Origin of the sequence: Neoroseomonas eburnea (assembly GCF_018129005.1) — a bacterium.
GTDB lineage: Bacteria > Pseudomonadota > Alphaproteobacteria > Acetobacterales > Acetobacteraceae > Neoroseomonas > Neoroseomonas eburnea.
Map to the genome: position 1 here is coordinate 1 of NZ_JAAEDL010000061.1, position 14,061 is coordinate 14,061.

A 14,061-nucleotide genomic window follows, 5' to 3' on the forward strand; every position below is an offset into this window, starting at 1 on the left:
GGCGGCGTCGGCTGGCGCGGCTGTGCACCCGCGGGCGGCCGGGCGGGCCGGGCCGGGGCGCCCGCCGGTGGCACGGCGGGCGCCGGCGCCGTCGTCTCCTCCGTGGAGGGCTGCAGCGGTTCGGGCGCCTCCACGGGCACCGTCTGTGCCGCGAGGTGCCCCGCCGCGGCCAGGGCGAGGAGACACAGGAACGTGAGCAGGAGGCGTCGGAAGCCGGTCATACCGGCAGGGACCCTATCCGGCGGGGTCGGGTCAAGCCGCGCCGGGCCCGGTTGCCGATCGGCGCCAGCCGGTCCAGCATTGCACCGCAGCATGAAAAGCTCTCCCTCCGTCTGGATCGTGATGCTGGCCCTGCTCGGCACGCATCTCGCCGGGATGGGGGTCTTCCTTGCCGTCCCGGTGCTGGCGCCGGCGATAGCGGCAGAAGCTGGCATTCCTGCGGCACTGGCCGGGATCCATACCGCTCTGGTCTATGCCGGGGCACTGATATCCGGGCCGCTGACCGGTGCCTTCATCCACCGCTACGGGGGGATCCGGGTGCTACAGGCCGGGCTGACGCTCTGCGGGGCGGCGGTGGCGCTGGCGACGCTCGGGCATCCGGTCGCGCTGGCGCTCTCGGCCCTGCTGGGAGGCGTCGGGCATGGGCCGGTGACGCCGGCGGGCAGCCATCTGCTGGCAAGCCGCGCTCCGCCGAACCGCCGCGCCCTGATCTTCAGCCTGAAGCAGTGCGGCGTACCGGCCGGGGCGATGCTGATCGCGGCCATCACCCCGCTGATCGCCGCCCTCTGGGGTTGGCGGGCGGGGGTGATGGCGGTGGCGGCTGTGCTGGTGACGATGGCGCTCGCCCTGCAACCGTTGCGCGCACCCCTCGATGCCGAACGCGACCATGGCGTGCGGCTCGGCAGCCTCGGGGCGGCCTGGGGGGCGGCGCTCGGCAGCCTGCTCATCCTGCGGGAACTGCCGGTGCTGCGGCGGCTGACCGTCATGTCCGCGCTCTACGGCGTGTCGCAGTTCTGCTTTTCCTCCTTCTTCGTCGTCTTCCAGGTCGAAGCGCTGGGCGTGCCGTTGACCGAAGCCGGGTTCCGCCTGGCCCTCGCCCAGGCGGCCGGGGTGGCCGGGCGGGTCCTGTGGGGCGTGGTGGCGGACCGCATGGGCGCGCGGCCGGTGCTGATGGGCCTCGGCCTGGCGGCGGCGGCCTCGGGCACCGTGCTGCTGCTCGCCGGACCGTCCTGGCCAGGCGCGGTGGTCACGCTCGCCGGCATGGGCATGGGGGCGACGGCGATCGGCTGGAACGGCGTCTTCCTCGCCGAGACGGCCCGGCTCGCCCCCACCGGCCGGGTCGGGGCGGCGACGGCGGCGGGCGGCTTCGTCTTCGGCGCCTGCATGCTGGTGGGGCCGCCGCTGTTCTCGGTCCTGGTCCAGGCCTCGGGCGGCTATGCGCTCGGCTTCGGGCTCTGTGCCGCGACCGCCCTGCTGGGTGCGGCCCTGGTGCGCGGCGCCGGGACTGGCGCCAGGGGCTGAAACCGGTCTAGGAGGCCCGGATGATCACGGTTCTCACGGTCCTGGTCGGCCTCGCCATGCTCGCGACCCTCGGCGTGCTGCTGGCCGGCGTTCTTGGCATGGCGGGCGGCAGCGGCGATTCGACGCGGTCGAACCGGCTCATGCGCTGGCGCATCGGGCTCCAGTTCCTGGCGCTCGTGCTCTTCGCGATCCTGTTGCTGCTGGTGAAGCGATAGGGCGCGGAACCTTGCCCTGCCAGGGCGCCCCCCGTAACTTGCGGCGCGCGCGAGACCCCGGGGCGCGCCCCCAATCCAGAAGGCACACGGTCGAACGATGAAGGTCCTCGTCCCCGTCAAGCGGGTGGTCGACTACAACGTCAAGGTTCGCGTGAAGGCGGACGGCACGGGCGTCGAGACGGCGAACGTCAAGATGTCCATGAACCCGTTCGACGAGATCGCGGTGGAAGAGGCCGTGCGCCTGAAGGAAAAGGGCGTCGCGACCGAAATCGTCGCCGTCTCCGCCGGCCCTTCCGCGGCGCAGGAGCAGATCCGCACCGCCCTCGCCATGGGCGCCGACCGCGGCATCCTGGTCGAGCATGACGGGGTGCTGGAACCCCTTGCCGTCGCCAAGATCCTCAAGGCCATCGTCGCCAAGGAAGGCCCGGCGCTGGTCATCCTCGGCAAGCAGGCGATCGACGACGACATGAACGCCACCGGCCAGATGCTGGCCGCGCTGCTCGGCTGGGGCCAGGGCACCTTCGCCTCCAAGGTCGAGAAGGACGGCGAGAGCCTGAAGGTGACGCGCGAGATCGATGGCGGCCTCGAGACCGTTTCGCTGAAGCTTCCCGCGATCGTCACCACCGACCTGCGCCTCAACGAGCCACGCTACGCCTCGCTGCCGAACATCATGAAGGCGCGCAAGAAGCCGATCGAGACGGTGAAGCCGGCCGACCTCGGTGTGGACGTGACGCCGCGCCTGACGGTGCTGAAGGTCGAGGAACCGCCGAAGCGCCAGGCAGGCAAGAAGGTGGGCTCGGTGCAGGAGCTCGTCGAGAAGCTGCGCAACGAAGCGAAGGTGATCTGACCATGGCCGTGCTCGTTCTCGCCGACCACAAGGATGGCGCGCTGACGCAGCCGACCCGCAGCACCGTGGCCGCCGCCCAGAAGCTGGGCGAGGTGCATGTGCTGCTCGCCGGCGAAGGCGCCGGCGCGGCCTCCGCCGCCGCGGCGAAGCTGCCGGGCGTGGCCAAGGTGCTGACCGCCGAGGGCGGCGCCGTGGCGCATGGCCTGGCGGAGCCCGTGGCGGCGCTGCTGGTCTCCCTCGCCGGTTCCTACTCCCACCTGCTCGCCCCGGCTTCCGCCGCGGGCAAGAACGTGATGCCGCGCGTCGCCGCGCTGCTCGACGTGCAGGTGCTGTCCGACATCTGCGGCGTGGTGGACGCCGACACCTTCGTCCGCCCGATCTACGCCGGCAACGCGCTGGCGACGGTGAAGTCGGCCGATGCGAAGAAGGTGATCACGGTGCGTGCCGCCTCCTTCGACCCGGTGCCGGCCGAGGGCGGATCCGCCCCGGTCGAGGCCGCGCCGGCGGCCGAGGATCCGAGCCTGTCCACCTTCCTCGGCGCCGAGATCGTGAAGAGCGAGAGGCCGGAGCTGACCGCCGCGCGCATCGTCATCTCCGGCGGCCGCGCGATGGCCTCGGCGGAGAACTTCGCCATCATCGAGAAGGTGGCGGACATCCTCGGCGCCGCGGTCGGTGCGTCCCGCGCCGCGGTCGATGCGGGCTACGCGCCGAACGACATGCAGGTCGGGCAGACCGGCAAGATCGTCGCTCCGGAGCTCTACATTGCCGTCGGCATCTCGGGCGCGATCCAGCACCTGGCCGGCATGAAGGACAGCAAGGTCATCGTCGCCATCAACAAGGACGAGGAGGCGCCGATCTTCCAGGTCGCCGACTACGGCCTGGTGGCGGACCTGTTCAAGGCGGTGCCGGAGCTCGAGGCAGAGCTGTCGAAGTAAGGTCGGGGGAGTGTGAACCTCCCCCGAACCCCCTCCCTATCTTTGGCTTTTTGACGCCGGCCCCGTCGGGTTGCGGAAAAACAAGGAAGGTTGGGGGGCGCGGGGGGAAGTTCTCTTCCCCCCGTTTTCTTTTTCCAACAGGAGGTCCCATGGCTGAGATCACCAAGGTGGGCATCATCGGCGCCGGCCTGATGGGCAACGGCATCGCCCATGTGTCCGCGCTCGCGGGCCTGTCCGTGGTGCTGATGGACGTGCAGCAGGCCGCGCTCGACAAGGCGCTCGCCACCATCACCGGCAACATGGACCGCCAGGTGAAGAAGGCGATCATCACGGCGGACGACAAGACGGCCGCGCTCGCCCGCATCACCGCCACCACGACCAACGACGCCTTCGCGGATTGCGACCTCGTCATCGAGGCGGCGACCGAGAACGAGGACCTCAAGCGCAAGATCTACGCCGCGCTGACGCCGAAGCTGAAGCCGGATGCGATCCTCGCCTCCAACACCTCCTCCATCCCCATCACGCGGCTGGCCGCGGCTACCGACCGGCCGGGCCGCTTCATCGGCATGCACTTCTTCAACCCCGTGCCGATGATGAAGCTGGTGGAGATCATCCGCGGCCTCGCCACCGACGACGCGACCTATGCCGCGGTGGAAACCCTGGCGAAGCGCATGGGCAAGACCCCGGTGCTGGCGCAGGACTGGCCGGGCTTCGTGGTGAACCGCGTGCTCTGCCCGATGCTGAACGAGGCGATCCAGGCGCTGATGGAAGGTGTGGGCGACGTCCGCGCCATCGACGAGGGCATGAAACTCGGCGCCAACCATCCGATGGGGCCGCTGGAGCTCGCGGATTTCGTGGGGCTCGACACGCTGCTGAGCGTGATGAAGGTGCTGCACGAAGGGATCGGCGACCCGAAGTACCGGCCCTCGCCGCTGCTCGCGAAGTATGTCGAGGCCGGGTGGCTCGGGCGGAAGTCGGGGCGCGGGTTCTACGACTACTCGACGACGCCGCCGACGCCGACGCGGTGAGAGGAAGGGGGCCCTGCCCCCTTCACCCCCGCCAAAGGCCGAAGGGCCTTTGGAAACCATCACCTGGTGTCGGGCGGGGCGGGCATTCGGCGGCGCCCTGGGAAGCGCCGCGCCCGGAGCCCGGGTGCCGTGCCCGCAGCGCGCTCGTTCGTACTTGGTGACAATCTCCGCCCGGCACCACGTCGCGGCCTGTCCAGGGTGCCCTGCACCCTGGCGGGGTGAGGCTCGGAGAGGGGCAGAGCCCCTCTCCGATCAACAGCGCCGCAAGTTCGCGCGCATGGGCAAAGCCCCCCCCCAAGCCCGTCTCACTGCGCCGCGGTCAGCGTCAGCTCGCCCACCCCGAGCGCAATGTTCAGTCCCCGATTGCCCTCGACGCTCAGCGGCTGCAGCGTGATGCCGCGATTGCTGCCGCCCACCAGCACGTTCGCGCCGGCGCCGATGCCCGCCGTCACGCCGGCCGACACGCCGCCATAGGTCCCTGCCAGCGCGCCAGGCGCCACGTCGCCCGTCGAGGCCAGCACGCCCCACAGCATCACCGCCGAGCTGGTGAAGCCGACATCGACGCCATAGCGCCTGATCTCGCCGCGGTAGCGCTCGGCCGCCCCGCGCGCAGGCGTGAAGACGCAGGTCACGTCGCGTGTGGACCCGAAGATGAAACTGGTGCCGGCCGCGACGTCGCAGCGCAGCGTACCGGCCTGCACATGGCCCGTTTGCTGCGGCTGCGGCGTGCCGCCCTGTGCGAAGGCCGGGGCGGCGGCGAACAGTCCGAGGCCGAGCACGGCAGCAATGCCGGAGCGGATGTGACGCATGGCGGATTCCTTCCTCGATGTTCCTGTCGGACGCGGCGGAAGCCGTGTCCCTGCCTTGGCTCAATGGCTGCGGCGGGCCATGGTTACCCTGCGGACTGGCGCGGGAGGGGCACCCACCATGAATTTGATCGTACCACCGGCGCGCGTCGCTTTCATAGGAATGGGAGTCATGGGCGCGGCGATGGCCGCGAACATCATGAAGGCCGGCTTCGCCCTGACGGTGAGCACGCGCAGCAAGGCCAAGGCCGATGCGCTGCTCGCCGCCGGCGCGGAATGGGCGCCCACGGCGCAGGACGCCGCGGACGGTGCCGCCTGCGTCTGCCTGTGCGTGCCCGACACGCCCGACGTGGAGGCGGTGCTGTTCGGAGACGAGGGCGTCGTGCACGGCGCGGCGCCCGGCACCGTGGTGATCGACTTCTCGACCATCGCCGCCGCGGCCTCGGCGGATTTCGCGAAGCGCATGGCGGAGCGCGGCATCATCCTGCTCGACAGCCCGGTCTCCGGCGGGCCGCAGGGGGCGATCGACGGCACGCTGACCTGCATGGTCGGTGGCGCCGATGCCGGCTTCTCGGCTGCGCGCCAGGTCTTCGACGCGGTCGGCAGGACCATCACCCTGCTCGGTCCCGCGGGCTCGGGCCAGGTCTGCAAATCCGCCAACCAGCTCATGATCGTCAGCGCCATGCAGGCGGTGGCGGAGGCGCTCGCCATGGGCCGCAAGGCGGGGCTCGACCCGGCTCTGATGCGCCAGGCGCTGCTCGGCGGCTCGGCGCGGTCCTTTGTGCTGGAGAACCACGCCAAGCGGATGCTGGAACGCAACTTCAAGCCCGGCTTTCGCGCCGAGCTGATGCGCAAGGACATGCGCCTGGCCCTCGGCGCGGTGCGGGAGAACGGCGTCTTCGCGCCCGCCACGGCGCTGGCGGCGCAGATGATGGAGGCGGTGGTGAATTCCGGCCGCGGCGGGGATGACTGCGCCTCGCTCGGCGCACTGGTGGCGGAACTCTCGGGAATCAGGGACTGAATGCCGCCACTGGCCCCATCGCTCCGGACGCGGCTGCACCACCTCTACAACGGCAAGACCGAGGATTGCCGGCGATTCCGCTATGCCGTACTGGCCTTCGACCTGGCGACGGTGCTGTTCGTCATCGGCACCTCCTTCGTCGCTCGCGCACCGTGGATCGGCGTGCTGGACGTGATGATCGGCCTGGTGCTGGCGGTGGAATTCGCCAGCCGGCTCGCCGCCAGTCGGCGGCCCTGGCGGGAGGCGCTGCACATCGCCTCGATCGCCGATGTGATGGCGATCGCCTCCTTCCTCGCGCCGCTGACCGGGGAGGGGCTCGGCTTCCTGCGCGTCGTGCGGACGCTGCGGCTGCTGCATTCCTACCGCATGCTCGGCATGCTGCGGGAGGACTTCGCCTTCTTCCGGCGCAACGAGGAATCGATCCTGGCAGCAACGCATCTCTGCGTCTTCGTCTTCATCATGACGGCGGTGGTCTACGAGACACAGCACCACACCAACCCGCATATCCTGCACTACGCCGACGCGCTCTATTTCACCATCACGGCGCTGACGACCACGGGCTTCGGCGACATCACCCTGCCGGGCACCGCCGGGCGGCTGATCTCGGTGGTCATCATGATCGCGGGCGTGACCCTGTTCCTGCGGCTGGCGCAGACGCTCTTCCGGCCCGCGAAGGTGCGCTTCCCCTGCCCGACCTGCGGTCTGCAGCGGCACGAACCGGACGCCGTGCACTGCAAGGCCTGCGGCACGCTGCTGAACATCCCCGATGAGGGGCGGGACTGATGCCGGCCAGCCTTACGGCCGACCCGATATCGGCGCCTTTGGTCCGCGGTCCGTCGCCTCGCCAGCCCCGCACGCCGAAGCCGGCGATCCTTGCCGGGCGGGCCCGATCAGGCCGCTGCGCCCATCGCGCGCAACCGCGCCGCGCTCTCCCTATCCGCCGGAAAGAAGGTTTCGAGCGTGAGCTCGGCGAGCGCCACCTCCGTCGCAGTGCCGAAGACGGTCGTCGCGCTGAGCAGCGACACTTCCCCTTCCGGCAGCCGCAGGCGCAGCGGCGTCGCGATCATGCCACGCTCGCGCTCCGCCTGGTTCGGCGGCGGGTCGCGGCCGGCCGGGTAGCCGGCGAGTTCCTCCGCAAGCGCTAGCAGGGTGGCATCGGCAGAGGCCTCCGCATCGCGACGCAGCCGGTCGAGCATATGCGTCTTCCAGGCGCGCAGGTTCACGATGCGCGGCGCCAGGCCACCGGGATGCAGGCTGAGGCGCAGAACATTCACCGGGGGCGCCAGCAGCGCTGGCGCCACCCCGTCCATCAGCCGCATCGCAAGGCTGTTGGCGGCGACCAGCCGCCAGTGGCGATCCGCCGCCAGTGCCGGCCAGGGCTCGTGGGCAGCGAGGATCTGCCACACCGCCTCCATCGCCGGACCGAGCGCGGCATCCTCCAGCGCGCGCTCGCCATAGGCCGGCGCATGTCCGGCGGCGAGCAACAACAGGTTGCGGTCCCGCAGCGGCACCGACAGGTGCTCCGCGAGGCGCAGCACCATCTCCCGGCTCGGCCGCGCGCGGCCGGATTCGACGAAGGAGAGATGGCGCTGCGACACCTCCGCCTCCAGCGCCAGGTCGAGCTGGCTCAGCCGTCGCCGCTGCCGCCATTGCCGCAGCAGCGTGCCGAAGGGATGCGGTGTGTTCGACATGCACGGCATCCTAGCGCGCGGAGGCGGCACGACGATAACCCCGGAGGTAATCGCTTCGCACCCGACGTCGCGTCACCTCTCCCATCGTCCGCAGCGACGCGGACGTGAAGGAGATCAAGATGGGCACGCTTCTGAACTCCCCCTTCCTGCGCACGGCCCTCGCGGCGGACGCCATGGCGAGCGGCGCGATGGGCGTGGCGCTCGCCCTCGCCCCAGGCGCGATCGGCATGATCACCAACCTGCCGGCCAAGCTGCTGCTGGGGGCCGGACTTTTCCTGCTGCCCTATGCGGTGGCGGTCGCCTGGATGGCGACACGGGCCGTCCTGCCGCGCGCGATGCTGTGGGTGCTGGTCGCGGGGAACCTGCTCTGGGCGTTGGAAAGCGCAGCCTTGCCGCTGCTGGGCTTCGTCGCGCCGAACGGGCTCGGCATCGCCTTCCTCGCCGTGCAGGCGGCGGCGGTCGCGGTGTTCGCGGAACTCTACATCGTGGCGCTGCGGCGCGCGGGGCGGGTCGCTTGAACATCGAAGGGGGGAAGGCGGGGGGCGAGAACTCCCCCGGCCGCCCTCCTTCTTCTGTCTATCGGCAAGCTGCGCGGGCGCGACGGGCACGGCCCATTCAGAAGCGGGGCATCAGCATGCCGCCGTCGATGGGGAAGGCGTGGCCGGTGGAATACGGCATGGCGCCGGCGGCAAGCGTGGCGACGGCACGGCCGATGTCCTCCGCCTCGCCCCAGCGGCGGACAGGGGCGAGGCCCTGCTCCAGCAGGGCGCCGTAGCTGTCCCACACGCCGCGCGTCATGTCGGTGCGGATCACGCCGGGCTGGATATCGTAGGTGTTGATGCCATGCTCCGCCAGGCGCAGCGCGAACAGCTTGGCCACCATCGAGACGCCGGCCTTGGACACGCAATATTCGGCGCGGTTGATGGAGGCCATCAGCGCATTCACGGATGAGATGAACACCAGGCTGCGATGTCCGCGCTTCGGCGCGGCTTCCGCGATCATGCGCTTCGACATCGCCTGGCTGAGGAAGAACACCGCACGCGTGTTGGTATCGAGCAGACGGTCCCAGGAATCGGGCGTCGTCTCCAGCATGTCCTGGCGCTTCGCCACCTGGACGCCGGCAACATTCGCCAAACATTCGAGGCCGCCGAAGGCGCCCCAGGCCGCCTCCAGCAGCGCGCCATGCCCGTCCACCTCGGCGACATCGGCCTGCAGGAACACGAAACGGCCACCCGCCGCCTCCACCGCACGACGCGTCTCCTCCGCACCATCCTCGTCGATATCGGTGCCGACCAGGTCGAAACCCTTCTCCGCGAGGGCGACGCAGGTGGCACGGCCGATCCCGCGCCGCGCGCCGGTGACAAAGGCGGCAGGCTTCATCGCAGCAACTCCCTTGCTGTGGTCATCCCATGGCTCCTGGGGGCGGGGTCGCGCCGCAGCGGCAAGGGGCGGTCATCCGCTGCTTTGCCGATCACGTGGGCCCCTCATGAACGAGGCCCGCTCCGCCGGTGTGGCGAAGCGGGCCTCTGGCCGTTGACCGGCGCCGTCTTCCTGGACGTTGCCCCGAACTGAGCGATTAGGATTGGACCTGACTGTCGATGCCGCGGTCAACAGGGTAGGTGTGCGCCGCAACATGTAAGGATGGCGAAACGATGAGGGTCCTGGTCGTCAATTCCAACACCACCGCTTCGGTCACCGAGCGCATCGGCGCGGCGGCGCGCGCCGCTGCCTCGCCGGGCACGGAGATCATGGCGGTCTCCGTCCCCTTCGGCCTGCCGCTGATCGTCACGAGAGCGGATTGGCTCGCTGCCGGGCCGGCGACGCTGGCGGCCCTCGCCGCGCATCGCGGCGGCTACGATGCCGCGGTGATCGCCTGCTTCGGCGACCCGGGCCTCGACGCGGCGAAGGAGTTGATCGACGTCCCGGTGCTCGGGATCAGCGAGGCCGCCTTCCACGCCGCCTGCATGCTCGGCCGGCGCTTCGGCGTCGTCTCCTTCACCGCCGCGCTGCGACCGATGTTCGAGGAATGCCTCGCGCATCACGGCCTCGCCGCCCGCTGCGCCGGCTTCCGCATGGGGCCGGCCTTCTCCGGCGATCCCGGCACGGTGGCGGAGGATCGGCTCGACCTGCTGGCCGCGCTGTGCGCCGAAAGCGCGGATCGGGACGGGGCGGAGGCGATCATCCTCGCCGGCGGCCCGCTCGCCGGCATCGCGCCGGCGCTGCAGCCCCGCGTTGCGGTGCCGCTGGTGGACGGCACCCAGGCCGCGGTGCGGCTCGCCGAGGCGATGGCCGGGCTGGTGCCGCGCTCCCCTCGCCCGCGCCATGCGCGCTTGCTGACGGGCTTCGCGCCGGAGGTCGCCGGTCTCTACGCGGCGGGCTGACCCTTGCCCATCGTCACGCCGCCGCCGATCGCGCGCGGCGCCGGCGCAAGCCCCGCTGCAGCAGCCACAACGCGATGGTGAGATTGAGCAGGTTCCAGGCGATGCCGTTCCACATCGCCGCGCGATAGGACCCGGTGGCGTCGAAGATGGCCCCGGCCATCCAGCCGCCCAGCGCCATGCCCACCAGCGTCGCGGACAGCGCGATGCCGACGCGCGTGCCGGCCTGCTCGGGCGGGAAGTTCTCCCGCACGATCATCGCGTAGGACGGCACGATGCCGCCCTGGAACAGGCCGAACACCGCGCTGACGACATAGAGCGCGACCATCCCGTCCGCCGGCAGGAAGAGGAACAGCGCGACGCCCTGCAGCGCCGAACCCAGCGCCAAGGTCCCGAGCCCGCCGATGCGGTCCATCACCGCGCCGAACACCAGGCGCGAGATGATGCCGAAGGCGAGCATGACCGAGAGCATCTCCGCCCCCCGCTGCGCGCCGTAGCCGAGATCCACGCAATAGGCGACGATGTGCACCTGCGGCATGGCCATGGCGACGCAGCAGCCGATGCCCGCCACGCCGAGCACCGCCTGCAGCAGGTTCGGCGGCATGCCGAGCGGTGCGGCTGCCGGCGTGCCCTTCGCAGCGGCCGGGCGCCGCGGTGGCAGCGGCGCGCGGCGGCGAAGGGTCAGGACCAGCGGCAGCATCGTGATCAGCACCGTCGCCGCGATGGCGAGATGCGCCTGCCGCCAGCCGATCGTGGTGACGGCCCATTGCAGCAGCGGCGGCCAGATCGTGCCCGAGATGTAGTTGCCCGAGGCCGCGAGCGCGAGCGCGATGCCGCGCCGCCGGTTGAACCAGAGGGAGGTGTCGGCGATCAGCGGCCCGAACACCGCCGCGGCGCCGAAGCAGCCCATCAGCAGGCCATAGGCGAGGCCGAAGGCGATCAGGCTCGGCGCCACCGCCGCTGCCACCGCGCCGAGCGCGAGCGAGACGGTGCCGATCAGCACCGGCACCATGACGCCGAAGCGGTCGGCGAGCCGCCCCATCACGATGCCGCCGACAACGAAACCGACCATGGTCATGGTGTAGGGCAGGGAAGCGCCGGCGCGCGCCGTGCCGAATTCCGCCTGCACCGCGGGCAGCATGACGACGACAGACCACATCGGCACGCTGCCGACGGTCGCCAGCACGACCGCGGCGACGAGGCGCCGCCAGGCGATCGGCGAATCGATGACGGCGTCAGCCACGTCGCGCGTGCCGCATGGTCGTCCCTCCCGAGTCCGATACCGTGGCAGGGACGGCGCTGCGACGCCACCGCGTCCGACGCCGCGGCGCCATGCGGGTGGATCGGGTCAGGCCGAGGCCCCGTGCGCCTCCGGCGGGGCGGGCGTGAAGGCGCGGCAGGCGAGCGGCATCGCCGCGGCGATGCCCGTGGCGGTCGGCGCGAGCGACAGCATGGCCGAGTGGGTGCGGCGCCGATTCCTGTGCGGCGCATCGACGACGACACCGATGTTGGTCGGGTCGTGAATGGTGTCGATCTGGCCGTGGCGGGTCCCGCTCGCCTCGCGCGCCATCTGCACCACCGGCGCAAGGCATTTTGGTGGCGCAAGGACGCCGCGGTGACGATCGGAGGCCGCGCCGGATCGCAGGGCTTGGCGGTGCACGCCGATGACAACGTTCCGCACGCTGTCGAACTTCAGCGGCACGGCGGCAACCACCCGCTTCGCGCCACGATTCGACAACCACCGGATCGATGGCGCCGTGACGTGGCCCTTCCGTGACGGCGGGCGTCGCGCAGGTTCAGCCCAGCCCGCGCACCAGCATCATCACCGCGATCACCGCAAGCATCGCGGCGAAGAGGCGCGTCAGCACTGCCGGCCGGCCGCCGAGGCGCCTGGCCACCACCCCGCCACCGAGGCTGCCGCCGATACCGCCGGCGACGAAGAGCGCCGCGACGGTCCAGTCCACCAGGCCCGAGAACGCATAGGAGAGCGCTGTCGTGGCTCCGAAGGCGGTCACGGCGACCAGGGAGGAACCGATCGCCTGAAGCGTGCCCATCCCGGTCGCCGCCACCAGCCCGGGCATGACGAGGAAGCCGCCGCCGATCCCGAAGAAGCCGGAGGCGAGGCCGGTTGCCCCGCCGATCCCCGCCAGCGCCGGTGCATTGGCACGGGAGAGGCGCACGGCGGGTGCCGTCACGGCTTCCTTCCGCCGCAGCATCAGCATCGCCACCACCAGCATCAGCACCGCAAAGGCAGCGAGCAGCATCTGCCCGTCCACGCGCTTGCCGATGGCTGCCCCCATCGCCGCGCCGGCAATGCCCGCGGCGGCGAAGACGCTGGCGCAAGGCCAGCGTACATTGCCGGCGCGCGCATGGCCCAGCAGCCCGACCGCGGCGTTGAGCGCCACCGCCACCGCGCTGGTGCCGATGGCCAAGTGCGGCTGAGGCACACCGACGACATGCACCAGCAGCGGCACGGCAAGGATCGAACCGCCGCCGCCGATCAGCGCGAGGACGAAGCCCACCGCCCCCCCTGCACCGCCCGCGAGCAGGGCCTGCAGCCCGGAGATATCCATGGGATCAGGCCGTGCGCCTGTTCCAGGGCATGACCGCGAGAATGTTCGCCATGCCGCAGAAGCCAGTGACGCCGGCAACGACCAGCCCGGCGCCGACGAAGGCCGACAGCCCGTGGAAGCCTGGCGCCACGAAGGCGCCGAGCAGCACGCCGAGCAGCACGAGGGAACCGGCGGCGATCTGGACCTGCCGCATCAGCGGCAGCGGCGCGCTGCGATCTTCCGCGATCGGCAGCCCGGCGCCACGCCAGGCGGCGATACCGCCCTCCACGATGTAGGCGTCGCAACCCTCCGTCCTCGCGCTGAGCCGCGCCGCGTTCTCCGCCGTGCGGCGGCCGGAGGCGCAGTGGAAGAGCACGGGCTTTCCCTGCTGCACCGCCAGCTCGGCCTCCTCGAGCCGGGACAGCGGCAGGTGGGCGGAACCGGGAATATGGGTGCGGGCGCGCTCGTCGGCCTCGCGCACGTCGACGAGGATCGCCTCGCCCGCGCGCAGCATTTCCGCGGCACGGGCGGGGGTGATGGTGGGAAGGGTCATGGCTGGTCTTGCGGGTCCTGAACGGTCGATGGGATGGGTCCGGATGAGCAGAACACGTCGCGAAGGGCGCCGAGCAGCCTGACGAGCCGCGGGTCGGCGATCCGGTAGTGGACCGTCGTGCCCGTACGCCGTGTGGCGACCAGCCCATCGTCCCGCAGCCGCTGCAGGTGCTGCGACATCGCGGGCTGGGACAGGCCGAGCCGCGCGGCGAGCGTGCCGACGGTCACCTCCCCCTCCTGGAGCAGGTGGCAGAGCAGCAGCAGGCGCCGGTCATGGGCCAGGAGGCGCAGCAGACCCGCTGCCTCCCGGGCATGGGCTTCGATGTCGGCGACGATGCTCATGGGCGTATTATGCACTTGTGCTTAATTATAGGCGACGCATATAACGATCAAGACATTTATGGAGCGCACCACCATGGCGCCTGCCATCCGCGCCTTCTTCGACGAGCCGACGAACACGGTGAGCTACCTGGTGTGGGATCCTGCGACGAAGCGCGGCGCGGTGATCGATCCGG

At 71.0% G+C, this 14,061-nt stretch carries 17 protein-coding genes and 1 pseudogene; 9 read left to right on the forward strand and 9 right to left on the reverse strand.

The window, feature by feature from the left end; translation table 11 throughout:
- Positions 1 to 221, reverse strand: a pseudogene (locus GXW74_RS27195) (hypothetical protein); the annotation flags it as partial.
- Positions 222 to 312: 91 nt separating this feature from the next.
- Between GXW74_RS27195 and GXW74_RS27200 the strand changes: the two are divergent.
- The 5 genes from GXW74_RS27200 to GXW74_RS27220 all read left to right on the forward strand — a co-directional run bounded on the left by GXW74_RS27200 (position 313) and on the right by GXW74_RS27220 (position 4,546).
- Positions 313 to 1,521 (forward strand): MFS transporter, encoded by a 1,209-nt coding sequence (locus tag GXW74_RS27200; protein WP_211849986.1) that lies wholly within the window; start codon positions 313 to 315, stop codon positions 1,519 to 1,521.
- Between the two features lie 20 nt (positions 1,522 to 1,541).
- The gene (locus GXW74_RS27205; RefSeq protein WP_211849987.1) at positions 1,542 to 1,736 is read left to right on the forward strand and encodes a twin transmembrane helix small protein; all 195 of its coding nucleotides are present in this window, start codon (positions 1,542 to 1,544) and stop codon (positions 1,734 to 1,736) included.
- 97 nt (positions 1,737 to 1,833) lie between these two features.
- Positions 1,834 to 2,583, forward strand: coding sequence for an electron transfer flavoprotein subunit beta/FixA family protein (locus GXW74_RS27210; RefSeq protein ID WP_211849989.1), 750 nt, complete (start codon positions 1,834 to 1,836; stop codon positions 2,581 to 2,583).
- Positions 2,584 to 2,585: 2 nt separating this feature from the next.
- On the forward strand, positions 2,586 to 3,518 hold the full coding sequence (locus GXW74_RS27215; protein WP_211849990.1) for an electron transfer flavoprotein subunit alpha/FixB family protein: 933 nt from the start codon (positions 2,586 to 2,588) through the stop codon (positions 3,516 to 3,518).
- A 149-nt stretch (positions 3,519 to 3,667) separates the two neighbouring features.
- Positions 3,668 to 4,546: a 3-hydroxybutyryl-CoA dehydrogenase gene (locus GXW74_RS27220; RefSeq protein ID WP_211849992.1), complete on the forward strand. Its 879-nt coding sequence runs from the start codon at positions 3,668 to 3,670 to the stop codon at positions 4,544 to 4,546.
- Positions 4,547 to 4,851: 305 nt separating this feature from the next.
- Here GXW74_RS27220 and GXW74_RS27225 read toward each other — a convergent pair whose 3' ends face one another.
- Positions 4,852 to 5,355, reverse strand: a complete 504-nt coding sequence (locus tag GXW74_RS27225; RefSeq protein ID WP_211849993.1) for a DUF992 domain-containing protein — start codon at positions 5,353 to 5,355, stop codon at positions 4,852 to 4,854.
- A 118-nt stretch (positions 5,356 to 5,473) separates the two neighbouring features.
- On the opposite strand from GXW74_RS27225, the gene GXW74_RS27230 reads away from it, so the two are divergent.
- Together GXW74_RS27230 and GXW74_RS27235 are read left to right on the forward strand one after the other, a co-directional pair.
- Positions 5,474 to 6,373 carry an NAD(P)-dependent oxidoreductase gene (locus tag GXW74_RS27230; protein WP_272877380.1) on the forward strand — a complete coding sequence of 300 codons (900 nt, stop codon included), beginning with the start codon at positions 5,474 to 5,476 and terminating at the stop codon, positions 6,371 to 6,373.
- Complete coding sequence (locus GXW74_RS27235; RefSeq protein WP_211849997.1) at positions 6,374 to 7,156, forward strand: potassium channel family protein; 783 nt, start codon at positions 6,374 to 6,376, stop codon at positions 7,154 to 7,156.
- A gap of 107 nt (positions 7,157 to 7,263) precedes the next feature.
- On the opposite strand, the gene GXW74_RS27240 is transcribed toward GXW74_RS27235, so the two are convergent.
- Entirely contained in the window at positions 7,264 to 8,064 is an 801-nt protein-coding gene (locus tag GXW74_RS27240) for an MmyB family transcriptional regulator (RefSeq protein ID WP_211849999.1), read from the reverse strand.
- 119 nt (positions 8,065 to 8,183) lie between these two features.
- Here GXW74_RS27240 and GXW74_RS27245 point away from each other — a divergent pair, with 119 nt between their 5' ends.
- Positions 8,184 to 8,582 (forward strand): hypothetical protein, encoded by a 399-nt coding sequence (locus GXW74_RS27245; RefSeq protein WP_211850001.1) that lies wholly within the window; start codon positions 8,184 to 8,186, stop codon positions 8,580 to 8,582.
- Positions 8,583 to 8,679: 97 nt separating this feature from the next.
- Here the strand turns inward: GXW74_RS27245 and GXW74_RS27250 are convergent, their stop codons facing one another.
- Complete coding sequence (locus GXW74_RS27250; protein WP_211850003.1) at positions 8,680 to 9,444, reverse strand: 3-ketoacyl-ACP reductase; 765 nt, start codon at positions 9,442 to 9,444, stop codon at positions 8,680 to 8,682.
- Between the two features lie 272 nt (positions 9,445 to 9,716).
- On the opposite strand from GXW74_RS27250, the gene GXW74_RS27255 reads away from it, so the two are divergent.
- Complete coding sequence (locus GXW74_RS27255; RefSeq protein WP_211850005.1) at positions 9,717 to 10,445, forward strand: aspartate/glutamate racemase family protein; 729 nt, start codon at positions 9,717 to 9,719, stop codon at positions 10,443 to 10,445.
- Between the two features lie 13 nt (positions 10,446 to 10,458).
- On the opposite strand, the gene GXW74_RS27260 is transcribed toward GXW74_RS27255, so the two are convergent.
- The 5 genes from GXW74_RS27260 to GXW74_RS27280 form a co-directional block, all read right to left on the reverse strand.
- A complete protein-coding gene (locus GXW74_RS27260; RefSeq protein ID WP_338148356.1) occupies positions 10,459 to 11,685 on the reverse strand; it encodes an MFS transporter in 1,227 nt (408 codons plus the stop codon).
- 105 nt (positions 11,686 to 11,790) lie between these two features.
- The gene (locus GXW74_RS27265; protein ID WP_211850007.1) at positions 11,791 to 12,180 is read right to left on the reverse strand and encodes a hypothetical protein; all 390 of its coding nucleotides are present in this window, start codon (positions 12,178 to 12,180) and stop codon (positions 11,791 to 11,793) included.
- Between the two features lie 58 nt (positions 12,181 to 12,238).
- Complete coding sequence (locus GXW74_RS27270; protein WP_211850009.1) at positions 12,239 to 13,015, reverse strand: sulfite exporter TauE/SafE family protein; 777 nt, start codon at positions 13,013 to 13,015, stop codon at positions 12,239 to 12,241.
- A gap of 4 nt (positions 13,016 to 13,019) precedes the next feature.
- The gene (locus GXW74_RS27275) at positions 13,020 to 13,547 is read right to left on the reverse strand and encodes a rhodanese family protein (RefSeq protein ID WP_211850011.1); all 528 of its coding nucleotides are present in this window, start codon (positions 13,545 to 13,547) and stop codon (positions 13,020 to 13,022) included.
- A complete protein-coding gene (locus GXW74_RS27280) occupies positions 13,544 to 13,888 on the reverse strand; it encodes an ArsR/SmtB family transcription factor (RefSeq protein ID WP_211850013.1) in 345 nt (114 codons plus the stop codon). Before GXW74_RS27280 ends, GXW74_RS27275 begins: the two co-directional genes overlap by 4 nt.
- Positions 13,889 to 14,061 lie beyond the last annotated feature (173 nt).